The following is a 23485-nucleotide window of genomic DNA, read 5'->3' on the forward strand; positions in this document are numbered from 1 at the left end:
TTATCCCTCGAGTCTTTCTCTTTGCAAAGGTAAAACAGCCAGTACTATCGTTCCACAAACTCCCTCTTCCTCTTTTCTGTCCAAAATCGTCAGTCCGTAGCGCTCTCCATAGTGCTTCTTTAAAATAGTATCCACATTGTAAAGCCCCAAATGATGCCCAAGATCTTCTTTGGGCGGCGAATACGGGCCTATTAACTCTTTCCTGATTCCTTTTCCGTTGTCTTTTACCAAAATCCGGAGCTCATTATCCTGCTCCGCCGCGCAAAGTTCAATTTCCCCTTCCGAAAGAATCCCGTGCAAAATGGCATTTTCCACGAGGGGCTGTAAAACCATACGAGGAACCATGGCGTTCTGTAAGTTCTCCGGAACAGTAAGATGAAACTCGATTTTACTGAATCCTCGTATTTTTTGGATTTCCATATAACGCTTAAGGATTTCTATCTCCATCTCCAAAGAAACAAATTCTTTGGGGGAAATGGCAAAGCGAAGGATGTCTGCAAGATCTGTCGCCATTTCCGCTACTTCCGGAATCTGATGAATTTTTCCCATCCACTTCATCGCATCCAGAGTGTTTCCAAGAAAATGGGGGTTTAGCTGAGCCTGCAGCATCCGAATCTGCGCTTCGTTTAATTCCTTTTGGTTCTTCAGCAGGGTTTCCTGGTTAAGAAGGAGAGCTCTTCTGTTTTCCGCCAAAGCCTCCGTCATACGATTAAAACGTCCTGCCAGCTCTCCCAGCTCATCTTCACTTTCCCTAAGGCGCACATCCAGATGATCCAGCGTCACTTCCCGCATTGCGCTTCTGAGTCTTTCAATAGGCGTAAAAAGTCTTCTGCTCATCATGGATCCCATAAGGAAAGACAGGGCTGCGCCAAAAAGAATGGATAAGAAGAGAAGCAAGAGCATCAGAAAATTCATGTTCTTGCTGATGGGTTTTTCCTGTCTGAGAATAAGATACAGCCCCATATCTTCTATTGGCGTCACCGTATAAATAAACTCTCCTGTGGAATCTTCCAACGGATTTCCCCGTAAAAACTCTTCCCTTAATGTAGAAAACAGTTCTGTAGGAAGTAAAATATTTTCACTATAAACCGGTCTCCAATAAGAGCTAAGCAGTAAAATCCCGTTCTGCACACCGTATTTTCCGGACAAAAGTGTGCGAAACGCTTCTTCCTCAAGGCTTGCTAAGACATAACCCGATATCTCTTTGTCACCGCCTTCTCGCTGTCCTTTAATTCTCACTGCAATCTGAAAAAGACGAGAACGGGAATCACTCCCCTCCGAGCTTTCATACACCGGACTGTCCGCACGTGTCGCACGTTGCAATATCCCCCAATCCGTCGGAAGACTGCGGCTCTCAAGATACGGCGCAGTAGAATAGCGTAAGTTCCCTTCTTTATCGTAAATGTCAAAACGGACAGTATCTCGGAGGCCCTCCGTCAAAGAGAAGAGAAGCCGATTTACTTCCGTTCTTTCCTTGCGTTCCTCCGTTAAAGCCCTTTTCAGCTCGACCGACTCGGAAAGTTCCTGCAATGCCAGGGTAATGCTGTCTCTCGCCTCGATAATACTCTCCCGAATCAGTTTGAGGGACTCCCTGCCCTCCTTATCGACCTGCTCCTTTCTGCTTCCCCGAAAGGCGGAAAACAAAACCAGAAGACTTAAAAGCAGAGGAATAAGAGAACACAAAAGAAACGCCCCGAAAAGACGTCTCCGAAAAGAATTTTGAAAATACCTGCGGAAAGAAGCGATTCCTTTCATGATGCTTTTTCCTCTTCTTCTATCAGTCCCATATAAAAGCTCCAGTCCGTAAGAACCCTGTTCCGCTCCGCACTGATTTTAGGAATATCATAAGAAAGTTTTTTTATCTCAAGGAGGGAAGGCTCCCCCTCCCCCGCCATGCTTTTTAGTACGGCTCTTCTATGGAAACGCTTCTGTAAGATATCCTGGCAATCTTTCGAAATACTGAAATCCAAAAATTTTTGCGCATTTTCCAAATGCTTCGCCCCCTTTAATATCGCTCCCGCATCCGGCACCACAGTGGTTCCCTCTTTCGGATAAATAATGCCGATATTCTTTCCTTTCGCCATGTACTTTAAGGCAGTTTCTTCCAAAGTAATGCCGACAAGCTCCGAGCCGTCCGCAACCGCTTCCGGCACCTCCCCGGAATCCGCATATTCTTTTCCGTCCAGTTGTTTTGCAATGCGCGGAAGAATTTCCTTATCCCCGGCGATATCTTCCGTGGAATCCGTATCTTCCTGCACGGCTTCAGCAAAACTCAAAAGACCCGTAAAGGCGGATGCGGAATGAGCGGGGTTCGCCATCGCAATTTTCCCTTTAAACTTCGGATTCAGTACATCCTCCCAAGAGCTTAATTCCTCCGGCGAAAGTAATTTTTCATTATAAATCAGCACGACGGGCAAGGCCGAAAAAGGCGTCCAAACATCGCTCGCACTCCTGAATTGAGGATCAACCTCTTCTATTCCCTTTGCCTCGTAGGGAATAAAATACTCCGAAAAAGCGTTCAGGCTTTCCACGCCGCCTCCAAAAAAGAGGTCCGCATCCACTTCGCCCTTCTTCTCGGCAATCTCTTCCAGAAGAAGATTCGTTCCTCCGGAAACCACTTCCACCCAGATTCCTGTTCGCTCTTCAAACTCTTTCACAATCGGCTTCCACAGCTCTTCCTTATGGGAGGTATAGATAAGCAGTCTCTTATCCTCTGCCGGCGCCTTCAGCACCTCTCCCTCCGTTCTTCTTCCGCAAGAACTGAACAGGAGAGCGAAAACAGAGATGCACAAAAAGAGAAGCAGAATATCCTTCCGCTTCTCTTCCTTATTCTTAACAAGTGGCATAGGCAAAGCCTGAGACCTCTTGTTTTTAACGAGTATCGCTCGCGTGGCGTTCGATATCTCGTTTACTTCTTCTTTTCTAAAAGAAAACATCTGCGGTACCGCTCCTTCATCAGCTGAATATGTACCATTATAGCATATTTCTTTTAGGAAAAACGAAGACTTCCATTTGCAATTCTCTCTCCGCTCTTTCTGTCAAAAAGCATCAGTTTCATTCCCTTAAAGCTGAGCTTCAGCTTTTCCCCGATGGAGAAAAGGTCGCTTCCGAAAACCATTCCGGTTAAAAGATACTCTCCTACACGCACCTTCACGGTGGTTTCCATTCCGGTAGGCATTACACCGTAGATTTCTCCCTCGATTCCTTCTCCGGATTTAATGTCGATAAACTCCGGTCGAACGGCAAGTAAAAGGTCATCATTCGTCATCGTTTCGGGGTGGAATTCTCCCTCCTCTCCGTTCACGTAGGAAATCGGATAGCGGAAGATTTCATCTTTGTTTCCTTTTTCCACATAGCCCTTTTCTTCCGAACGCTTCTTCTGCTCCTTTTCTCTCTCTTCTTTCTTCCTGTCTCTTTCTGAAAACCATTCGGCAAGCTTCAGCTCTTTCTCCGGAGTGAATACCGCGTCTTTCCCTAAGAGTTGTAAGGAAATCGTTCCGTCTTCCTTCTGTGCCCCCTTAGCCTCAATAAAATTGATAGAGGGGTTTCCCACGAAATCGGCAACAAAGGTATTTTCCGGCTCGCTATACACGGTAAGCGGAACGGCATACTGCTGTAAAACGCCGTTGTTCAGTAAGCATATCTTGGTGGCAAGGGTCATGGCCTCCATCTGGTCATGGGTGACATAAACAAAGGTGGAGCCTGTCTCTACATGCAGTCTTTGCAACTCATAGCGCATTTCAAGCCTTAGCTTGGCATCGAGGTTGGAAAGAGGCTCATCCATGAAAAGTACTCTGGGCTTTGGAGCCAGGGTACGGGCAATCGCCACTCTTTGCTGCTGTCCTCCGGAAAGCTCTGCCGGATAACGGTCCATAAACATTCCGATTTTTACGATTCGGGAAACTCTACGAAGCGCCAAATCCATTTCTTCCGCCGAAAGCTTTCTCTCTTCCTTCACCACTTCGCCGTTTTTCACATACTGGAATTTCTCATTCAGGCCTTCTGCAATACAGGTTTCCTGCACCTTCTTTTTTAAAGCTGCCAGCTCTTCCCGGACATCCTTTCCCTCCTCCAGGTGATAGGCGTAAAGCTTTTTCGCTGTCGGCATAGAAATCGTAAAATAGTCAATCAGCTTAATCAGACAACGCTTCTCATCAATTTTTCCGTTTCTGTCCTTGCATTCTTCCGTAAGGCGCTTTACTTCCTCCGGCTTTTCCAGGCAACGCGCCAAATCGGCTGATACCTTTGTTTCAAAATCCACCTTGGGAAGGACATCCTTCACATTTTGCAGGCCGAAGGAAATATTTTCCTGTACCGTCATGTTCGGCCAAAGGGCATAGTTCTGGAAAAGGAATCCTACACGGCGCTTGTTGGCCGGGATATTGATTCCCTGCTCGCTGTCAAACACGACCTGATCCCCAATCGTGATTTTTCCGCTGGTCGGTGTTTCCAACCCTGCGATCATTCGAAGAATAGTTGTTTTACCGCAACCGGAAGGTCCGAGAAGGGTGATAAAGGCATTGTCTTCAATCTCCAGAGAGACATCCTCTGTAGCGTAAAACTTATTCCAGTGTTTTGTAACATGTTCTAATTGAATCTTCGGCATACTAACCTCCTATACCCTTATCCAAGCTTGCTCCGGTCACCTTGTTCACAATCGAATTACAAATCAAAATCGTAACAATCAGAATCAGATTGATTCCGCTGGAGAATGCATAAAGTCCCATTTCGTCAAAATAATCCAAAGTCGTCGATAAGATGAATCCCTGTACACAAAGCAGCATAAAGAGCGACAATTCTCTTAAGCAGGTCATAAAGGGAAGCAAATATCCGCTGATAATGGAAGACTTCTGAATCGGAATGATGATTCTTGTCATTCTCTGTATCCAGGGAATGTTCAAGATGATTGCCGATTCTTCAATCTCTCCCGAGAGCTGTAACATGGAATTCAATGCCGCCTTGGAAGCAAAGGGAATGTATTTAATCGTTCCTACAATAATTAACAGCCAATAGGTATTAAAGAGGTTAATGTATTTGTTCGAAAAGAGGATGAAATAAGCTACTCCCACAGCAATAGAAGGCATGAGGTAAGGAAGGAAGGCCACCGCATTCACATAATTCGCCCATTTGGAGCGCCTGTTTTTGGAAACGGCATAGCCAATCAGCGTTCCGATGGTTCCAGCGAGGATGGCACAGGCAAAGGATACTAAAAGCGTTCCAAAAAATGCCGTCCTGATGGTGTTGTTGTACAGGATTCCCATCTGCCCGTACATACCGTTTTCCGTAATATTCTCCGCCGTAACCCACCATTTTGTCGTGAGGTTGGAGAGGTCTCCCGTATAAAGGAAGGAATAGTCTCCGGGGTTCGGCAGGAAAGTTTCCACCGCAAAGCTTAGGATGGGGAAAATGGACGTGAAGAAGGTCAGTATCACTAAAATGAAGGCAATAATATAGCGTCCCAGCTTTCCGAGCTGAATCTTGGAAATCTGTCCCGACTTTCCCGTCACGGTAGTGTAGTTCTTTCTACTTGTAAGGGAAATCTGATTCATCAGCATGATAGCTACACCAAAGAGCATCATGATGATGGCAAGCACGGAAGCTTCTCCCGTGTACTTGGAGTTCATGGATACATACTTCGTGGAAAGAGTAGTGAGGCCCAAGTAGTGCGGAACCGGATAGGATCCCATTGCGGAGCCGAAAACCAAAAGAATGGTAGATAAAATTGCCGGCTTTACCATGGGAAGCGTAATCCTGGTCATGATTTTCCACTTGGGTGTATCGAGAATCGTTGCCGCCTCTTCCAGGTTGGCATCCATATTTCTGAAAATACCGCCAATCAGAATATAGGCGAAAGGCGCATAGTGCATCCCGAGAACAAGGAGGCTCGGGAAAAGCCCCTTACACCACCATAGCGGCATGGTGATACCTGTAAGCGCTGCTAGGAGACCGTTCTGTGTTCCCGTTACCGCATTACTGTTGAACATATGCTGCCATACAACGGCCAAAGTCCATTGTGGCATGATATAGGGAAAAATAAAGATGGAACTTAAATATTTTTTCCAGGCAAGATTTGTTCTGGTAACCAGAAAAGCCATGATTCCTCCGAAGAGGATGGATACCACGCAAGTACCGACTGCAAGCAGCATCGTATTTAAGAGTGGTATCCAAAGATTTGTCTTTGCTAACTTGCTGGTAAACAAATCAATGTAATTGATTAAAGTAAAGCCTTCCGATTGCCCCGTTAAATGCGCATCAATGGTACCCGGATGAATTACGAAAGTATCCCGAATAATGGCAACAATCGGTGCCACAGTCGTAAAAGTCAGCACAATGCCCATCAAAAGCAAGATTACATTATGAGGCTTGGAAAAATAAGTTCGAATCTTATTTCTTCGTACCGTTGAAGTCTTTAATGTCATGTTATTTGCCATGATTACTCCTTAAAAGTTAGCAAAGTAAAGCTTTACTGCGCACTGTTCTTGTCTAATACTTCAATCCAGGAACCGATTCCGAAAGCTGCATCTGCGCAATAATCGGGATCCTCTAAAACAAGCTTTCCGTCTGTTGTCCACCACTCATAGCCGCGGTCATTCTTGGCGTCAAATTCTACTGTTGTACCGTCTGCAGCCATTCCGCCTTTTTCATGATGGAACTTTTCCTCATTTTCCTTCGCAACGACCGGATTAGAGGAATATCCTCCCATATCCTTACCCCATGCGGAGAAGCCGTCTTCGGTAGTGGTTAAGTAAGCAATGAATGCACAAGCTGTCCAAGGAAGCGGACTGTTATCCGTAACAAAGAGATAATGGCAATATCCGAAACCGCCGACACCCTTATAGCCGTCCTGATAAGCAGCTACCTTGATGTTGTTTACGGACACGGTCGGAGATTCTTCAATGGAACGAAGCTTGGAATAAACCAAGAGTCCGAACTGATCCTTAGCGGATGCATCGGTCAAAGTTGTGCAAATAGGTCCGTCATCTGTCTGTTCATTGTAGCTCGCCATCCAAAGTTTAATCCAAGCCAAGGAGTATGCTGCGTCATCACCGAGTCCAAACTCTTCTGCAGTAGCTTTACACTCTGTCACAGTCGGCTGGAAATAACTCTTCTTGTCTTCCGGAAGAGCATCAAAGGCTTCCTTCATCCAAGCTGCATACTCGTCCTTTGTCAACATATAAAGGAAGTTCTTTCCTACGATTTCGGAATCCACACCCATGAAAAGGCCATGCTCGCCTTCTGCAACAAAATCCCACACATTGTTGTAGGTCTTGTTTCCGGTTGAGTTATACATAAATACCTTATTCAGAGTCTGTAAAGGAAGGAAGCCCTTATACTGATCCGGAGTCGTTCCGTTTGCCTCAGCCCACTCTTTCGGAATGAAGGTGTCCAGAATTCCGGTATCCGTCATCTTGGTCTTAATCTGGTTTCCGTCCTGAATCAATGTCATCGCAAAAGTTCCTACATCCTTCTTATTGTCTGCATTCAGCTGATCAAAGATTTTATTGTTCTTCGGCTGCTGCCACTCGAAATCCATGTTGTAAGAGGGATCAATCGTCTTTAAATAATCAATGAAGAGAGGAAGCGCTGTTTTTCCGCGGCTGGAATTTCCGACACCGTAGAACATCTTTCCGTTGGACTCTTCAATGGCTTTTTTCGCAAGCTCCTCCATGGTCATTCCCTGAGCTTCCTGAATGATTTTCTGGGTTTCCGTGAGATTTTCCGCCTTCTTGCTGTCCTCCGCAGCTTCCTTTTCGGAACCGGCCGCCGTAGTCTGGTCCGCCCCGGTGGTCGTTTTGTTTGCACTTGCCCCTCCGCAAGCTACAAGCCCTATGGTCATTGCCATAGCAAGAAGTACCGACAAAGTTTTTTTCATATTTTCCTCCTTATACAATGTGTATACTTTCGTGCCAAACCGCACAAAAATACTGTTAAAAATGATTGTATATTTTTCTGAAAACAAAAAAAAGGAGACAAAACTGCGAAATCTTTGAGATTTCTGTGCTTTGTCTTCCTCTCTTCGTGAAAACTTCAAAAAAGCAAAATACCTATATGCTGTACAGCTTCGTTGCAGGGCACACTCCTCCCGCTAAGCTCGCATAGGAATACTAAGCGAAAAACACCGCTTAGAAATCCACTTCCGTGTCATAGTAGCAGCACTTTAAGAGCTTTTCCATTTCCTCTACGCTCGGCTGACGGGGATTGGATCCTGTGCAGGCATCGGCAACGGCATTGGCTGCGATATCATGGAGTCTCTCTAAGAAAATCTTCTCCGGAACGAATCCCTGCTCTGTCGGATAGGAATCTGCGCCATAGTTCTTAATGCAATGCGGAATGTTCAGCTTGTCGTTTAAGCCTCTGACGTAAGTAATCAATGCCTTTACCTTTTCGTCATCACTGTTTCCGGAAAGACCGATTACATCGGCAATCTTGGCATAACGCTTCTTCGCCGTCTCATCCTTGGCATTGAATGCGATAACCTTCGGAAGATACATGGCATTTGCCGCACCGTGAATAATGTGAGCGCCTAAGTCTCCGAATACGGCACCGGTCTTATGTGCCATGGAATGCACGATTCCCAGTAATGCATTGGAAAATGCCATTCCGGCAAGACACTGTGCATTGTGCATTTCATTTCTGGCGTTCTTATCTTCATTATAGGAATCTACCAGGTCATCCCGAATCATCTCAATGGCATGCAGTGCCAAAGGATCCGTGTAGTCGCAATTTGCGGTAGAAACATAAGCTTCAACCGCATGAGTTAATGCATCCATTCCGGTATGCGCAACGAGCTTCTTCGGCATGGTCTGTGCCAAAGCCGGGTCAACAATGGCAACATCCGGAGTGATTTCGAAGTCAGCAATCGGGTACTTAATTCCTTTCTCATAGTCCGTGATAATGGAAAATGCGGTTACCTCGGTAGCGGTTCCGGAAGTAGAAGAAATCGCACAGAACTTCGCTTTGTTTCTCAGTGTCGGGATACCGAATACTTTACACATATCTTCAAAGGTGCAATCCGGATACTCATACTTAATCCACATTGCCTTAGCCGCATCAATAGGAGAACCTCCGCCGATGGCAACAATCCAATCCGGTCCGAAATCCTGCATCTCCTTTGCGCCCTTCATTACGGTATCTACGGAAGGATCGGACTCAATCCCTTCAAAAAGCTTTACTTCCATACCGGCTTCCTGTAAGTATTGTACTACTCTGTCCAAAAAGCCGAAACGCTTCATCGATCCGCCGCCCACGCAGACAAAGGCTTTCTTTCCTTTGAAAGTCTTCAGTGCCTCCAACGCATTCTCTCCGTGGTAAATGTCTCTTGGTAAAGTAAATCTCATCTTAAGCCTCCTTAAATAGACCTTCCAACTTTTATACGCCCCTCATCATACTCTCCAAATTTTTAAATGTCAATATTTTAACAATATTATTTTTTAATGATATTGTCCCCTCTATTTTATCTTCTATATTTCTGAGGCAATAACGGGATAATTAGGAAAGAAAGTTATTTTCTGCATCAGGAGGAATGGTAAGCCATGAAAGGAAAAATTGCGTACACCATTTGTTGTAAAGAAAAGAGGCTGTAAAACCCAAACTGAACTTTTTATTGCTGCGCAGGTTTGTTACGGCCTCAGATTACCCCGGAACGAACCTGCACAGCATAAAGGAGTTTGCTTGTTTTATAGTCTCTTTTATATATCTCTTATTTTATATATCTCTTATTTCTTAATAGATACTACCGGCTTAATGAGATCGGCAGGCTTATCTCTCATCATGAAGAGCGCCTTCTCCAGGTTCTCCCAGCCATCGAAAACATGGGATACGAGCGGATGTACATCGAGCTTTCCGGAAGCAACTAAAGCTCCGAGTTTCTCCATACGAAGTCTTCCGCCCGGCATAAGACCGCCGTTAATAGCCTTGTGTCCCATACCTACACCCCACTGGATACGGGGAATACCGATGCTCTCTCCTTTTCCGAGATAGTTTACATTTCCGATTTTAGCCCCCGGCTTCATGCACTTTACTGCAGAAGCAAAGGTATCTACTTCTCCACCGGCGATTACAACTCTGTCTACGCCCTTCCCATCTGTCAAAGCCAGAACCTGATCCTCAATGGTTCCGTTCTTATAACTTACAAAATCGGTTGCACCGTACTTCTTCGCCACTTCGATACAAGCGGGTCTGGTTCCTACACAGATGATTCTGCTGGCTCCGCGAAGACTTGCTCCCGCTACGGACATCAGTCCTACAGGACCGATACCGATTACGAGTACCGTGTCACCGAACTGAATATCGGCAAGTTCAACTCCATGGAAACCTGTCGGTACCATGTCGGAAAGCATACAAGCATCTACCGGATCAATTCCCTTTGGAAGAAGTGCTAAGTTTCCGTCAGCATCATTTACATGGAAATACTCTCCGAAAACACCATCCTTAAAGTTAGAGAACTTCCAGCCTGCAAGCATACCGCCGGAGTGCATGGAAAATCCGGCCTGTGCCTCTAAGGAATTCCAATCCGGAGTAATAGCCGGAACGAGGACACGGTCTCCTACCTTGAAATCCTTAACCATATCTCCAACTTCCACGATTTCCGCACAGCACTCATGCCCTAAAATCATGTTGTGCCTTTCTCCGATTGCCCCCTCCCAAAGGGTATGCACATCAGAAGTACAAATAGCTACTGCGAGCGGTGTACAAATGGCATCCATAGGACCGCATGCGGGACGATCCTTCTCAATCCATCCTGATTCTCCGATTTTCAGCATTGCATAAGCTTTCATTTCTTTCTTCTCCTCTCAAATTTATGGTTTCTTCCGGCCGATTCTTCTGGATTTTCCTTTTCCTACTGCAGAACGTCGGATTCCCATGGAATGAAACTGATTTGTTCCATAGTTTGTTAATACATTAACAACAATATAGCATAAATTCAGGGATTGTCAATTTTTTATCAAATAAAATTAAATTATTTTATTCCAAAAAGATTTATCTACTTTTCAAAAGGCTTACCACTTCTTCGGAGTGTAATGAATTTCCGCAACATTATACACTGTAATGAATGCCTTCGGATCTACCGTCTCCAGAAAACGCATCAGCTTCTGATACTCCTGCCGGTCCACAACCGCAACAATTTCTTTTTTCCGCTCATGGCTGTATGCCCCGACAATGTCATAGATACTCATCCCGCTATGCAGGCGATTTAAAATAAAGTCCGTAACCTCCTCCGACTTATCAGTAATCACACAGACTCTCTTTTTGATGCTTTGCCCGAAAATGAAATGATCCAGAATGATTCCGTTAAAATAAGTCCCTAAAACAGAGAGAATGACCGCCTTTTTATCGAAGGCAAAAATAGACAGCGAAGCAATAAAGAGACCGGAAAACCCAAGCGCCTTTCCGAGATCCATATGAAGATACTTCTGCATCAACTTTGCCACAACATCCAAGCCGCCTGAACAGGTATTTCTGTTAAATAAAATAGCAAGCCCGATGCTGACAAAAAAGATATAGGCAATCACATCCAAGAGCACATCCCCCGTCAAAGATTGATTGTTCGGAAAGATTTTCTCAAAAAGAAGCATAATCGCCGGTAATACTATCGTTGCGTAAGCCGTTTTGTAAGCAAAGCTGTGGCTCAGGAAAAAATAGGCAATAATCAGCAGAATCACGTTCATGATCATCGTCAGCGTTGCCACGGAAAGCGGCAGAAAATGATTCAGAATAATCGCCAGACCGGAAATCGAAGAAACAGCCACATGACTCGGAACCTGAAAAAAGAAAATTGCCGCAGCAACAATCACTATGCCCAAATTCACCATAAAAGAATCTTTTATCTTAGCCAGTAAATCCTTGTTCAATTTCCAATTCCTCCTTTTTTCCTCTTCTTATCTTTCTATTTTACCTCTTTTTCCTCTGGTCTTATAGAGTAAATTCCTGTACATAAAGAGCATGCCGAAAAACAGGACCGTAGAAAAGAAAGGAAAAAGTCCCGTCCCGAAAATCTTTGCCAAAACCCCAAAAAAAGGAGGAAAACTCATACTGCCGATATAAGCAGCCGCCATCTGCTTTCCAATCAAGGCGGAAGTATTTTCCGCACCGAAGTTCCGAGGCGTCGAATGGATGATTGCCGGATAAATCGGAGCACAGCCCAGTCCCGAAAGAAGCAAAGCACAAATAACCAGAAGCTGTCTGAGCTCCATTCCGAAAAGTTTTACCTCCTGCCCCGGAACCATTGAGCAAAAAAGAAGTACCAGTCCCAAAAAGAGAATCCCGCAGCCCCCCAGTATCAAAGCTTCATCCTGCCATTTTGCCGCAAGAATGCCGGCAAGAAAACGTCCGAAGGTAATCCCGAAGTAAAACAACGCCACAAAAGATGCTGCAAGCTTGGCCTCTATTTTTAAGGAATACACCATAAAAGAGCCTGACCAAAGTCCGAGTGTCTGTTCTATCGCGCAGTAAAGGAAGAAGCTCACCAGGCACTCCTTTGCCCCGGTAATAGAGAGAATTTGTCGAAAAGACATGGGTGTTTTCTTTTCTTCAGTCTTCTCCTTCTTTTCCTCCTTTCCCCACAACCCGAGGCTTAAAAAAAGGATGATTGTGAGAGTTGCCTGAATCATGCTGAGCACCAGATAGCCGCTCCTCCAGGACTCCCCTCTTTGTAACACAAAGCCCAAAATATACGGCCCCAGGGCGGCGCCTATCCCCCACATGCAATGCAGCCAGTTCATACTTCTCCCGGAATAATGCACTGCTACATAGTGATTTAATGCCGCATCCACCGATCCTGCCCCCAGTCCATAGGGAATCGCAAAGAAAAGCATGACGGAAAGAGACGGACTGATGGAGAAGCCGAAAATGGCGACAGCCGTAAGCAATACGGAAAAAGCGGTAATCTTTCCCGTTCCAAATCGAAGTCGCAGGCTTTCGCTCTTCAAACTGGACAGAATGGTACAACAGGAAATCAACATATAAATACTGCCGGAAAAGGAAATCGGAACCCCGAATTCTTCATGAATAATCGGCCAAGCCGCTCCCAGTACAGCATCCGGAAGCCCCAGGCTGACAAAGGACAGATAGATTATAAGTAATAATAAAGAAAACATTCTTTTCTCCTTATTGTGGATTTGGCTTTGCATCCGTTTTTGCACGAAGTTCCTTTAGGATTCCGTCGGTAATCAGAAAAGCAATTACCGCGGCAAAAACATCACTCACCGGCTGAGACGATTGCACGCCGAGCAGGCCGAAAAGCGGCGGCAGAACCAGCAGAATCGGAATCAGACATATTCCTTGTCTTAGCAACGCCACAATACTGGCGCGAAGAGGATAGCCTGTGGTCTGACTGAACATATTTGCCATCGTAAGCTGCGCCGCAAGAGGAATGGTAAGGCATTGCAGCCGCAGCGCCAGAAATCCTATACGAATCACCTCCGCATCCTCTTTTCTAAACGCAGTAATAAGCGGTTTTGCGAAAATAAAAACCACTACTCCCATCACGACCAAAATGGAAAAACAAACTTTCAGACTGAAATAATAGGCCTTCTCTACCCTTTTATAATTCTTTGCACCGTAACAATATCCGCAAACCGGCTGAAATCCCTGTCCGAAACCGATAACCAGAGAATTGATAAACATGGTGATTCGCATGACGATTGCCATCGCAGCAATTGCCGCATCTCCGTAGGGATGTGCCGAAAAATTTAAGATAATCGTGGATACACCGGCTATTCCCTGTCTTGCCAGACTGGGTAAGCCGAATTTCAAGATTAAGATATAGCGCTTAAGGCTCGGTTTAAAGTTTTTTAAAGAAACGCTGATACAGGCCGGCATCTTATTACATTGGTAAAGTAAGATGCTGAAGGATACTATCTGGCTGATTGTAGTGGCTACCGCTGCACCCATGATTCCCATATGAAAACCGTAAATAAAAAGCGGATCCAGGAACATGTTCAGAATCCCTCCCGTGCTGATTCCCAACATGGAATAAAAAGAATTCCCCTGAAAACGGAGCATGTTGTTCATCCCGAGGGACGCCATAATGAACGGCGTTCCGAGAAGGATGTAGCGGGCGTAACGGATTGCGTAGGGTGCAATGGTCTCGGTAGACCCCAGAGCGTAAACCAGAGGCGTACAATACACAATGCCGAAAAGCGCAATAATCGTGCCCAAAATGATTTCCGTAAAAAAGCCGATGGCCACGAAGCGTGCCGCTTCTTCCTGCTTCTTAGCGCCTAGCAGACGGGAAATTTCATTTCCGCAGCCCATCCCAATCATAAAAGCAACCGCCTGAATAATCGCAGCCATGGAAAACACAATCCCGACCGCACCGGACGCGGAAGTCCCCAGCCGAGATACAAAAAAAGTGTCCGCCATATTGTAAACAGCCACCACAACCATAGAGACCATGGACGGAAGGGCAAGGCGAGGAATTAACGTATTCACCGGTTCTTCCATCATTTGCCTGTATTTTTCTTCCTCCGTCAAGGCTTTTCTCATACTTCTCTCCTTTAAAAATTTACATACTCCCGCTCTCATGATAGGATAGGCGGACGGGGTATCATGCGTTTTCCGCAGGATACTAGATTGGAATAACAAAGTGCGCTCCATTATACTACCGGAGTACTCTTTTTGCAAAAGCGGGAGTTCGTGTATGAAAAACTTTATTCATTATGTAAGTCACAGTATTGCCGGCATGATCGGCATCTCCGTTTATATCCTGGCAGACACCTATTTTATTGCCAGCTATTCCGGAAGTGACGGACTGGCAGTCTTGAATCTGGTTCTGCCTTTATACGGCATGATGAATGCCCTCGGCTCGATGCTCGGTATCGGAAGTGCCACCAGATACAGTATCAGAAAAGCCAGAGGAAAAGATGTCAGCAGTTTCTTCCTCCAGGCCGTTTTTTGGAATGCCGTTTTCAGTATTCCTTTTTTGCTTGCCGGTCTTTTCTTTTCGAGAGAAATTCTCGCCCTTTTAGGAGCTGACCGGGAGCTGCAGGAACTCGGCATTCCCTACCTCCGAACCATTCTGCCTTTTGCCTTCTTTTATATGGTAAATTATACCACCAGCGCCTATGTGCGAAACGACAACAATCCTTCCATTGCTATGATGGGGTCTGTCTTCTCCAGCCTTTTTAATATTGTCTTCGACTATATTTTCATGTTTCCCATGGGAATGGGCCTCGCGGGTGCGGCTCTCGCCACCGGAATTTCCCCTATTGTCGGCTCCGCCTTCTGCCTCATTCATTACTGCGGAAAGAAAAACACGGTCCCCTTCGGCTGGCAGACACCGCGCTTTAAGCACCTCTGTGCTTGCTGTCAGCTTGGACTCTCCAATTTCGTCGGAGAAATTGCAAGTGCAGTCACCATCGCCACCTTCAATATGCTGATTTTAAATCTGTCCGGAAATACCGGAATTGCAGCCTACGGTGTTATCTCCAACGTTTCCTCTGTCTGCAATGCCATCTATAACGGTCTGGCACAGGGTGTACAACCTTTGATGAGTCACAGCTACGGAAAAAAGGATAAGCATCTCCTTCAAAAGTATTTACAGTACGGTATTGTTACTGCACTGCTTATTTCCGTCATCATCCTTTTCTTTGTGAACTACAAGAGCGATTTCTTCATCGCACTTTTTAACAGTGAAAATAATCCGGATCTATACGTTTATGCCAAAGAAGGGATTCGACTTTACTTTTGGGCCTTCCTCTTTGTGGGAATCAATACACTTTTGGTCTCCTATTTCTCCGCTACGAATAACCCCAAACCCGCCTTTCTGTCTTCCCTGATTCGAGGAACCTTTGCCATTGTATTCTTTGCCCTTCTTCTTTCTTATTTCTGGAAAATGCTTGGGGTCTGGCTCGCCTTTCCTTGCTCGGAGGCTTTTTCCTTACTGCTTATCCTTTATTACTACAAAAAAGAGCAAAAAGAAAATCAGCTTAGTCCAAGCTGATTTTACAATGATAACTGCGCTCCTCATCCGGTAAAAGAGACTGAAAGTCTTCTTTTTCACAGATATCTTCTTCAATCCCATCCCTACCGGGAAGAGAAGTCCAAGGCTCAATGCAGAGGAAAGGGGCTTCCTTTCCATAGGGCTGCCAGATAGCGATATAGGAATAGTCCGGATATTCCATCCTGAGTCCTTCCTTTTCTCCTCTTTTATGGAGAAAAGCTTTCCCTCCGGTCTCCGGAAACACCGGCGCATCATTTCGGAACAAGTCATAAGAAAGAGAAAGGCTTTTCTCCTTTAAAAAAGCTTCTCCTCTTTCTTTTTTTGTCAGGCTCTCTTCCGAAAAAAGAATTTGCTCCAATTTTTCTCCCGGACAATCGGGAAAATCGAGTTCGAAGTCCGAAATTTTATTATTCTCTGAGAAAAGTTGAAAGCCCGGATGCAAACCCAAAGCAAAATACATTGTCTCCATTCCCAGATTTTCAATTTTCGTCTCTATGAGAAGGCTTGTCCCTTTTACTTTATAGTACTGCCTTAGCCGAAAGGCAAAAGGATACGCCTGTCTGGTTACCGCCGTATCTCTCAACTCCAGAAGGCAGGAATCCTCATTGTGTTCCACCACTCGAAAGACATTCTCTCTGGCAAAGCCGTGCAAATCCATTGGATATTTTTGTCCGTTATAAGAATAGGCCTTTCCTTTTAGACGTCCGATGAACGGAAACAGAATCGGCGCCTGCTCCGCCCAAAGTCTTCTGTCTCCCTGCCAAAGCAATTCCCGCTCCTTTTCTTTGTCATAGATAGAGCAGAGCTCCGCTCCCTTTTCTTTGATTTTTACGCTTAAGTTCGGGGATTCAATACACAGCATAAAATACTCCTTTATGAATGCTTTACGGTCTCCTTAGTATTGTACCCAAATTTTGTAGAAACTACTATGCTTTCTTTCTATTCCTGCTATGTCTGTCCAGAATAGCCTGCTCCTCCTTTGTAAGATGAAAATTCTGATGATCCAATTCCTCATGTCCGACGTGATTACACTTTCCGGACTTTGCATAGCTACAAAAAGCACAGGAGCCGCTTTCTTTGTGCTCCTTCCGTAATGCACGAAGAACCAGCAGAATCAAGCCTGCCACAAAAACAATTACTATAATATTTCCCATAGTCTAACCTGCTTTCCGTAAAAACTTAGTCTTGTATAACTTTTATTATTATAAGGGATGATTGAGCCAATGAAACAACTGTAAATCATTAAATTTCTAAAAAGAGAACCCCTCCTTTCCGGCTATGCCGAAAAAGGAGGGGTTCCGGAAACAGCGGGGGGGTAGTTTCCTGTATCACGAAATCTCGCAGAACAAGTCCAACAGCCTATTAAGCCATCGCTCTCTCTACGGCTCTTTCTTCTTTCTCGGAAAGGGTATCCGCTTCCTTGTACGGACGGAGGAGTCCCCAGATACCTGCCGCAACAAGCAAAAAGGCTACGATAGTGAAGATATTAAACTTCACCGCACCGGTAACAAGACCGCCGATTTGATAAATCACAAGGGATACACAATAAGCCAAGAAGCACTCCCAACCAATGGCAAACATCGTCCAACGACCATTGTTCATCTCTCTCTTGATGGCGCCGATTGCTGCGAAGCAGGGAGCACAGAGCAAGTTGAAAGCCAGGAAACTATAGCCTGCAAGACCCGATCCGAAATACTCTCTAACTTTTTCCCAGATTGCCGAACTGTCATCTGCCAACTCACTGGCATCTCCCGCATAATTAAAGAGCGTTCCGAAGGTACCCACTACATTTTCCTTTGCAATAAGACCGGTAACGGCTGCCACTACAGCCTTCCACTGCCCCCAGCCAAGAGGAGCAAAGAGCCAAACCAGAGAATTACCAAAGCCGGCCAAGATAGAACTGTCCATTTCCTCTTCCGGAAGATACTGCATCTGGAAATTAAATCTGGACAAGAACCAAACCAAAATCGCAGCAAGGAGAATAACCGTTCCCGCCTTCTTTACAAAGGACATTCCTCTCTCACCCATACTCTTTAAGATATCAATCGGTCTTGGCATGTGATATGCCGGAAGCTCCATAACGAATGGTGCCGGCTGTCCTGCGAACATCTTTGTCTTCTTTAATACGATACCGGAGAACACGATGGCACAAACGCCGAGGAAATAAGCACTCCAGCCTACCCACGCCGAGTTATTGAATAAGGCTCCGGCAAGAAGGGCAATAACCGGCAGCTTTGCGGAGCAGGGAATGAAGGTCGTCGTCATAATGGTCATACGACGGTCTCTTTCGTTCTCTACGGTACGGGAACCCATAACGCCCGGAACACCGCAACCGGTTCCGATCAGCATCGGAATAAAGGATTTTCCGGAAAGGCCGAACTTACGGAAAACACGGTCCATGATGAAGGCAACTCTCGCCATATATCCGCATCCCTCCAAGAAAGCAAGGAAGAGGAAGAAGGTGAGCATCTGCGGTAAGAATCCGATTACCGCACCGACTCCGGCAACAATACCGTCAATCACAAGACCCTGTAATGCTTCGCTCACGTTCATGGACTCGAGGAGACTTGTTACCGCACCGGGGATGGACGGCACATCAAAGAGTCCGAAGAAGGACCAGGGATTGTTTCCGAAAAGCACATCGTTAACCCAGTCGGTCATCTTGGTTCCCACTGTGGAAATAGAGATATAGTACACGCCAAACATAATGAGTGCAAAGAGCGGGAGTGCCAAAAAGCGGTTTGTTACGATAGCGTCAATCTTATCGGATACCGTGAGTCCTGTCTGCCCGCGCTTTTCATAGGCAGAAGAAATAATACTTTGGATATACTTATAACGCTCATTCGTGATAATGCTTTCCGCATCATCGTCTTCTTCTTTCTCAATCTCGGAGATAATGCTTTCCAAATCGACATTTTTTGCTTTTTCCGGAAGTTCGTTTCGAATCTTGTCATCTCTTTCAAAGAGCTTGATGGAGAAGAAACGGGTAAGTGCCTCGGGAACCTCTCCGGTAATCTTACTTTGAATTTCGGAAAGCGCTTTTTCCACGTTCTCCGAAAAACGGTGCTCGATAGCCGGTTCCGCACCGCTGTTTGCCTCCGCAACAGCAAGTGAAATCAACTCGTCAATTCCCTGATTGCGAAGTGCGGAAATGCTGATAACCTTACAGCCCATAGCTTTGCCAAGGGCCTCAAGATTCAAAACATCGCCGTTCTTTGTTACGACATCCATCATATTGATAGCCATGATTACGGGAACGCCGAGCTCCTTTAACTGCGTGGAAAGGTAGAGGTTTCTCTCTAAGTTTGTACCGTCCACGATATTTAAAATGGCATTCGGTCTGTTGTTAATCAAATAGTTTCTGGCAACCACTTCCTCAAGCGTATAGGGAGAAAGGGAGTAAATTCCGGGAAGATCGGCAATGATGACATCCTTATGTCCCTTTAACTTTCCTTCCTTTTTCTCCACAGTAACACCCGGCCAGTTACCAACATACTGATTCGAGCCCGTTAACTGATTAAATAATGTTGTTTTTCCGGCATTCGGATTGCCGGCAAGTGCGATTGTTACAGCCATCTTCTTCCTCCTAAACCTTCTCTTCCACTTCAATCATCTCTGCATCTGCCTTACGAACAGAAAGTTCATAGCCCCGAACGGTAAGCTCCAAGGGATCCCCGAGGGGAGCTACCTTACGGACAAGTATCTCCGTTCCCTTCGTCAGCCCCATATCCATGATTCTCCTCTTGACTGCACCTTCTCCTGTCAACTTCTTTACTACAGCGCTCTGTCCCGGTTTTAAATCTTTCAGTGTCATACTGTCCTCCGCCTTCTTCTTTGCATATGTTAAAAAACCTACACCATAATTTTGTTTGCCATCTCTTTACTGATGGCCACTCTGGCATCTTTGATCTTCACAATGACATTGCCGAGTGATGTTGAAATCACGGTCACTTCTCCACCGACCACAAATCCGAGGTCACTCAGATGCTGTCTCATTTCTGCAGATCCGCCAATCTTCTTGATTTCCAGCGCTACTCCTGTGCCGGCTAATGTAAGTGGCATACCCCCTCCTTCTGCTCCCATTTCTTTTTCAGTCCGTCGAAAGAGAAACTAAGCTTGCTCTATAGTTAGTATACGAAAACCAACCATTAAATTAGCATTCTCTAACTTATTTGTCAACCAAGTGATTGTTTTTATAAAAAAAATAGAGCCGATCCCTTTCAAAAGGAATTGGCTCTATCTCCGTTCTTTTCTCGAAAAATCATATTTTTCAAGAACTATTTCTCATCGTATTCGCCTTTTTTAAACTTAGCATAAAAATCTTTAATCTTTCCGAAGGACTCCGGACTCAGCACATGTTCCATCCTGCAGGCATCCTGGGAAGCCGTATAAGCATTTACCCCGAGAGCCACAAGTACATCCGTAAGAACCGTATGCTTTTCGTAAGTGCTCTGTGCAATGGCAAGCCCCTGTTCTGTCAAGGTTAAGGAGCCCTTTTCATCCGATTCCACTTTTCCCTCTTCTTTCAGTCTTTTCAGCGCAATGCTGACACTGGGCTTGGAAAAGCCGAGCATATTGGCAATATCAATTGCCCGTACCTTTCTATGGTCCAAGGAAAGCATCAAGATAGCTTCCAAGTAGTTTTCTTCCGATTCATGACTTTCATACGGTTTCATACAGTCCTCCTCTGCCTTTTCCGCCCGGTTTTTCTTTCTTGAAAATATTATGCGGATTTAGCGTTTTGCAAAGCATAGCCCTCATTGATGGCTATCGCATTTTGTCCCAAAACCTCAACTTCTTCCTTCTTCTCTTCCGGAAGAAGAGCCGTCATACTCTTTAAACCTGTCGCAATAGTAGAGAGATTATGGAAAAGAGCGGATCCGGAAGGCGTGATAACGCCGAAGAAGCCCATCGCAATCAGAGCGGAATTAAATCCGATGATAAAACGATAATTGTCGTTAATGCGGCGCATCAGACGATTACTAATCTCCTTCAAAATAACCAGTTCATAAAGATTTCCTTCCGATACTGTCACATCCGCCACTTCCCTTGCGATGGCAGCCCCTGCCGATATGGCAATACCGGTATCCGCCTCGGAAAGAGCCGGTGAATCATTGATTCCATCTCCCACCATGATCACTTTTCTGCCTTTTTTATGCTCTTCCTGAATAAAGGTAGCCTTATCCTCCGGGAGAACTTCGGCATAAAATTCATCAACGCCGACCTTCTTTGCAACGGCCTTGGCCGTATGCTTATTATCTCCGGTCATCATAACCACCTTGTCGATTCCCAGGCTCTTGAGTCTTCCGATAACATCCTTTGCCTCTGCTCGAAGAGGATCAGAAATCAAGATGGCTGCCGCGAGCTTTCCGTTTACTGCAAGATACAGAGACGAGTATTCTTCCGGAATGGAATTGAATTTTTCTTCTTCTCCCTTTGGAATCTCGCAATGCTCATCTTCAAAAACAAAGTGATAGCTACCGATAAGCACTCGTTTTCCTTCGTAAATACTGGAGATGCCGTGCGCTACTACATACTCCACCTTGGAGTGGCGCTCCGCATGGTGCAAATCACGAAGTTCCGCCTCCGTAACTACTGCATTCGCCATAGAATGGGGATAATGTTCTTCCAGGCAGGCTGCCATACGGAGCATCTCATTTTCATCCTCTCCCATAAAGGTAATAATCTGCTCCACCTTCGGCTTAGCATAGGTCAATGTTCCCGTCTTATCGAATACTATGGTATTTGCCTCGGAAATGGCTTCCATAAATTTACCGCCCTTGACGGAAATATGATATTTTCCCGCTTCTCGCATCGCGGAAAGAACCGCAACCGGCATCGAAAGTTTCAACGCGCAGGAGAAATCCACCATCAGGAAGGCCAGTGCCTTTGTTACATTCCGGGTCAACAGGTAGGCCAATACCGATCCACCCAAGCTGTACGGAACAAGTTTATCTGCAAGGTGAGATGCTCTGTCTTCCGTAGAGCTCTTTAATTTCTCCGATTCTTCAATCATTTTGACGATGCGATCGTAGCGTCCTGAGCCTGCCGCTTTCTCCACAATAATGTGGCACTCTCCCTCTTCTACAACCGTTCCGGCATAAGCATAGCTACCGGCTACCTTTCGTACCGGAACCGCTTCTCCCGTCATGGATGCCTGATTCACCATCGCCTCTCCGGAACATAATTTTCCGTCCAACGGAATCATATTTCCCGTACGAATAATAATTTCTGCACCGATTTGCACTTCATTGATGGGAAGGAGCACTTCCTCTCCCTGCACCACAGTCCAAACCTTATCCACATCCAGAGACATGGTACGCGCCAAGTCATCCACGGACTTCTTGTGTGTCCACTCTTCCAGGATTTCTCCGATTCCGAGCAAAAACATCACCGAAGACGCCGTATCGTAATCTCCGGTTAAAATTGAAGCGGAAATCGCCACGGCATCCAGCAGTGCCACTTCTATCTTCCCTCTCAGCAACGTTCCGATTCCCTTTAACAGGTAGGGAATCGCCTTAATACCCGTGAGAACACGTTTCAAAGGCTGTGGGAAAAAGAGAATATTGACCACCCGGTTCACTACGGTAAGAACCAACTTGTCCTCATACTCTCTGTTCAACGCCCTTCCGGTATGTTCCGGAACAAGGCCCGCATTTTCCTGATAAGAAAAACGGGAAAGGGCCTCTACAATCCCCTCCCGTGTTCCTTCGTAAGTAATTATGGCGTCACCGGTTCTATCATTTACTTTTACATCAAGAACTCCCGCCCGGGCCTTCAGGTAATACTCTAAAATATCCGCCTGCTCCACAGTCATCCTAGGCTGTACGGTATGAATTCGCATCCGCCCTTGAGATTCATGTAATATCTTACACTTCATCGCCCTTACCTTTCCTTACTAAAAACAGTTTGCCTTACACTTCTTTTCCGTCACATTCTTCAGCGCAATCACAGATTAATGCCTTTTCTTCTGCCTCTGCTCTCTTCTCATTAATGCGCTTTGCATCCGCATAAATGTCTTCGCAGTTCTCCTTTATGGTAGTGCTGACCTTCATAACGCAATCCTGTCCGCGAAGCACAGCTGCGGCTGCCTCCGTATAAACTTTCTTGGCGTCCTGAGACCCAAGAATCTTCATTCCTGCAGTACCGAAAAGTACTCCGCCTGCAAAAATACCAAGTTTCTTCCATGCAATATTTGCTAAAAACATATTCTTTCCTCCTCTTGTTTTGCTATACATAAACTACTTTTTACTGCTAAAGAATAAAACTTTCTTACATTTGGCACTCTCTTGTGCCCTACGGTTAAAGTCTTGTTCTTTAGAATGAGCATATTGTAAAATAGGAATTATTATTAAGTCAAGGCTAACCCTTTTGTATTTCGTTTCCATTTTTAATACAATGTATACTCTACGCCAGAAAAGTTAGTTTTACATAACTTTTAGCATCGATTATTGAAAAAGTCAAGGGGGCACGCGCAGATGCAGTATAGGCATGAAATCGAGCACGCTCTCGCTATGCTCGCCCCTGCGGAGGGAAGGACTG

Annotated in this window: 19 protein-coding genes; 1 reads left to right on the plus strand and 18 read right to left on the minus strand. The window is 45.4% G+C overall.

Annotation, left to right across the window (positions count from 1 at the left end; genetic code table 11):
* The 10 genes from HMPREF9624_RS09225 to HMPREF9624_RS09270 form a co-directional block, all read right to left on the minus strand.
* Entirely contained in the window at positions 1 to 1755 is a 1755-nt protein-coding gene (locus tag HMPREF9624_RS09225) for a sensor histidine kinase (protein WP_009537505.1), read from the minus strand.
* Complete coding sequence (locus HMPREF9624_RS09230; protein ID WP_009537506.1) at positions 1752 to 2936, minus strand: extracellular solute-binding protein; 1185 nt, start codon at positions 2934 to 2936, stop codon at positions 1752 to 1754. The genes HMPREF9624_RS09225 and HMPREF9624_RS09230 overlap by 4 nt, the downstream gene beginning before the upstream one ends.
* Before the next feature lie 53 nt (positions 2937 to 2989).
* Entirely contained in the window at positions 2990 to 4606 is a 1617-nt protein-coding gene (locus HMPREF9624_RS09235; protein WP_009537507.1) for an ABC transporter ATP-binding protein, read from the minus strand.
* A gap of 1 nt (position 4607) precedes the next feature.
* Positions 4608 to 6431, minus strand: coding sequence for an ABC transporter permease (locus tag HMPREF9624_RS09240; RefSeq protein WP_009537508.1), 1824 nt, complete (start codon positions 6429 to 6431; stop codon positions 4608 to 4610).
* A gap of 32 nt (positions 6432 to 6463) precedes the next feature.
* Positions 6464 to 7873 (minus strand): hypothetical protein, encoded by a 1410-nt coding sequence (locus HMPREF9624_RS09245; protein WP_009537509.1) that lies wholly within the window; start codon positions 7871 to 7873, stop codon positions 6464 to 6466.
* A 250-nt stretch (positions 7874 to 8123) separates the two neighbouring features.
* On the minus strand, positions 8124 to 9338 hold the full coding sequence (locus tag HMPREF9624_RS09250) for an iron-containing alcohol dehydrogenase (protein WP_009537510.1): 1215 nt from the start codon (positions 9336 to 9338) through the stop codon (positions 8124 to 8126).
* Positions 9339 to 9716: 378 nt separating this feature from the next.
* A complete protein-coding gene (locus tag HMPREF9624_RS09255) occupies positions 9717 to 10778 on the minus strand; it encodes an NAD(P)-dependent alcohol dehydrogenase (RefSeq protein WP_009428200.1) in 1062 nt (353 codons plus the stop codon).
* A 222-nt stretch (positions 10779 to 11000) separates the two neighbouring features.
* A complete protein-coding gene (locus HMPREF9624_RS09260) occupies positions 11001 to 11852 on the minus strand; it encodes a YitT family protein (protein ID WP_009537511.1) in 852 nt (283 codons plus the stop codon).
* A 27-nt stretch (positions 11853 to 11879) separates the two neighbouring features.
* Positions 11880 to 13097, minus strand: a complete 1218-nt coding sequence (locus tag HMPREF9624_RS09265; protein WP_009537512.1) for an MFS transporter — start codon at positions 13095 to 13097, stop codon at positions 11880 to 11882.
* Between the two features lie 10 nt (positions 13098 to 13107).
* On the minus strand, positions 13108 to 14487 hold the full coding sequence (locus tag HMPREF9624_RS09270; RefSeq protein WP_009537513.1) for an MATE family efflux transporter: 1380 nt from the start codon (positions 14485 to 14487) through the stop codon (positions 13108 to 13110).
* Positions 14488 to 14641: 154 nt separating this feature from the next.
* On the opposite strand from HMPREF9624_RS09270, the gene HMPREF9624_RS09275 reads away from it, so the two are divergent.
* Positions 14642 to 15943: an MATE family efflux transporter gene (locus HMPREF9624_RS09275; RefSeq protein ID WP_009537514.1), complete on the plus strand. Its 1302-nt coding sequence runs from the start codon at positions 14642 to 14644 to the stop codon at positions 15941 to 15943.
* Here the strand turns inward: HMPREF9624_RS09275 and HMPREF9624_RS09280 are convergent.
* From HMPREF9624_RS09280 to HMPREF9624_RS09315, 8 genes are all read right to left on the minus strand, one after another.
* Positions 15930 to 16805, minus strand: a complete 876-nt coding sequence (locus tag HMPREF9624_RS09280; RefSeq protein WP_009537515.1) for an aldose 1-epimerase family protein — start codon at positions 16803 to 16805, stop codon at positions 15930 to 15932. The genes HMPREF9624_RS09275 and HMPREF9624_RS09280 overlap by 14 nt on opposite strands.
* Positions 16806 to 16869: 64 nt before the next feature.
* Positions 16870 to 17097: a FeoB-associated Cys-rich membrane protein gene (locus HMPREF9624_RS09285; RefSeq protein WP_009428619.1), complete on the minus strand. Its 228-nt coding sequence runs from the start codon at positions 17095 to 17097 to the stop codon at positions 16870 to 16872.
* Positions 17098 to 17305: 208 nt separating this feature from the next.
* A complete protein-coding gene (gene feoB, locus HMPREF9624_RS09290) occupies positions 17306 to 19519 on the minus strand; it encodes a ferrous iron transport protein B (RefSeq protein WP_009537516.1) in 2214 nt (737 codons plus the stop codon).
* Positions 19520 to 19529: 10 nt separating this feature from the next.
* A complete protein-coding gene (locus tag HMPREF9624_RS09295) occupies positions 19530 to 19757 on the minus strand; it encodes a FeoA family protein (protein WP_009537517.1) in 228 nt (75 codons plus the stop codon).
* Positions 19758 to 19795: 38 nt separating this feature from the next.
* Entirely contained in the window at positions 19796 to 20005 is a 210-nt protein-coding gene (locus HMPREF9624_RS09300) for a FeoA family protein (RefSeq protein ID WP_009427773.1), read from the minus strand.
* Between the two features lie 215 nt (positions 20006 to 20220).
* Positions 20221 to 20619 (minus strand): metal-dependent transcriptional regulator, encoded by a 399-nt coding sequence (locus HMPREF9624_RS09305; protein WP_009537518.1) that lies wholly within the window; start codon positions 20617 to 20619, stop codon positions 20221 to 20223.
* A gap of 47 nt (positions 20620 to 20666) precedes the next feature.
* Complete coding sequence (locus HMPREF9624_RS09310; protein WP_009537519.1) at positions 20667 to 22823, minus strand: heavy metal translocating P-type ATPase; 2157 nt, start codon at positions 22821 to 22823, stop codon at positions 20667 to 20669.
* Between the two features lie 34 nt (positions 22824 to 22857).
* Complete coding sequence (locus tag HMPREF9624_RS09315) at positions 22858 to 23151, minus strand: DUF6110 family protein (protein ID WP_009429850.1); 294 nt, start codon at positions 23149 to 23151, stop codon at positions 22858 to 22860.
* Between the last annotated feature and the right edge of the window lie 334 nt (positions 23152 to 23485).

Origin of the sequence: Oribacterium asaccharolyticum ACB7, assembly GCF_000238075.1 — a bacterium.
Classification (GTDB): domain Bacteria; phylum Bacillota; class Clostridia; order Lachnospirales; family Lachnospiraceae; genus Oribacterium; species Oribacterium asaccharolyticum.

What these genes read in the sequence shown, in the direction of transcription:
- HMPREF9624_RS09280 (WP_009537515.1), bottom strand. Translation starts at nt 16,805, where the DNA reads ATGCTGTGTATTGAATCCCCGAACTTAAGCGTAAAAATCAAAGAAAAG.
- HMPREF9624_RS09225 (WP_009537505.1), bottom strand. Translation starts at nt 1,755, where the DNA reads ATGAAAGGAATCGCTTCTTTCCGCAGGTATTTTCAAAATTCTTTTCGG.
- HMPREF9624_RS09295 (WP_009537517.1), bottom strand. Translation starts at nt 19,757, where the DNA reads ATGACACTGAAAGATTTAAAACCGGGACAGAGCGCTGTAGTAAAGAAG.
- HMPREF9624_RS09255 (WP_009428200.1), bottom strand. Translation starts at nt 10,778, where the DNA reads ATGAAAGCTTATGCAATGCTGAAAATCGGAGAATCAGGATGGATTGAG.
- HMPREF9624_RS09250 (WP_009537510.1), bottom strand. Translation starts at nt 9,338, where the DNA reads ATGAGATTTACTTTACCAAGAGACATTTACCACGGAGAGAATGCGTTG.
- HMPREF9624_RS09245 (WP_009537509.1), bottom strand. Translation starts at nt 7,873, where the DNA reads ATGAAAAAAACTTTGTCGGTACTTCTTGCTATGGCAATGACCATAGGG.
- HMPREF9624_RS09265 (WP_009537512.1), bottom strand. Translation starts at nt 13,097, where the DNA reads ATGTTTTCTTTATTATTACTTATAATCTATCTGTCCTTTGTCAGCCTG.
- HMPREF9624_RS09240 (WP_009537508.1), bottom strand. Translation starts at nt 6,431, where the DNA reads ATGGCAAATAACATGACATTAAAGACTTCAACGGTACGAAGAAATAAG.
- HMPREF9624_RS09300 (WP_009427773.1), bottom strand. Translation starts at nt 20,005, where the DNA reads ATGCCACTTACATTAGCCGGCACAGGAGTAGCGCTGGAAATCAAGAAG.
- HMPREF9624_RS09275 (WP_009537514.1), top strand. Translation starts at nt 14,642, where the DNA reads ATGAAAAACTTTATTCATTATGTAAGTCACAGTATTGCCGGCATGATC.
- HMPREF9624_RS09270 (WP_009537513.1), bottom strand. Translation starts at nt 14,487, where the DNA reads ATGAGAAAAGCCTTGACGGAGGAAGAAAAATACAGGCAAATGATGGAA.
- feoB (WP_009537516.1), bottom strand. Translation starts at nt 19,519, where the DNA reads ATGGCTGTAACAATCGCACTTGCCGGCAATCCGAATGCCGGAAAAACA.
- HMPREF9624_RS09230 (WP_009537506.1), bottom strand. Translation starts at nt 2,936, where the DNA reads ATGTTTTCTTTTAGAAAAGAAGAAGTAAACGAGATATCGAACGCCACG.
- HMPREF9624_RS09235 (WP_009537507.1), bottom strand. Translation starts at nt 4,606, where the DNA reads ATGCCGAAGATTCAATTAGAACATGTTACAAAACACTGGAATAAGTTT.
- HMPREF9624_RS09315 (WP_009429850.1), bottom strand. Translation starts at nt 23,151, where the DNA reads ATGTTTTTAGCAAATATTGCATGGAAGAAACTTGGTATTTTTGCAGGC.
- HMPREF9624_RS09285 (WP_009428619.1), bottom strand. Translation starts at nt 17,097, where the DNA reads ATGGGAAATATTATAGTAATTGTTTTTGTGGCAGGCTTGATTCTGCTG.
- HMPREF9624_RS09305 (WP_009537518.1), bottom strand. Translation starts at nt 20,619, where the DNA reads ATGAAACCGTATGAAAGTCATGAATCGGAAGAAAACTACTTGGAAGCT.
- HMPREF9624_RS09310 (WP_009537519.1), bottom strand. Translation starts at nt 22,823, where the DNA reads ATGAAGTGTAAGATATTACATGAATCTCAAGGGCGGATGCGAATTCAT.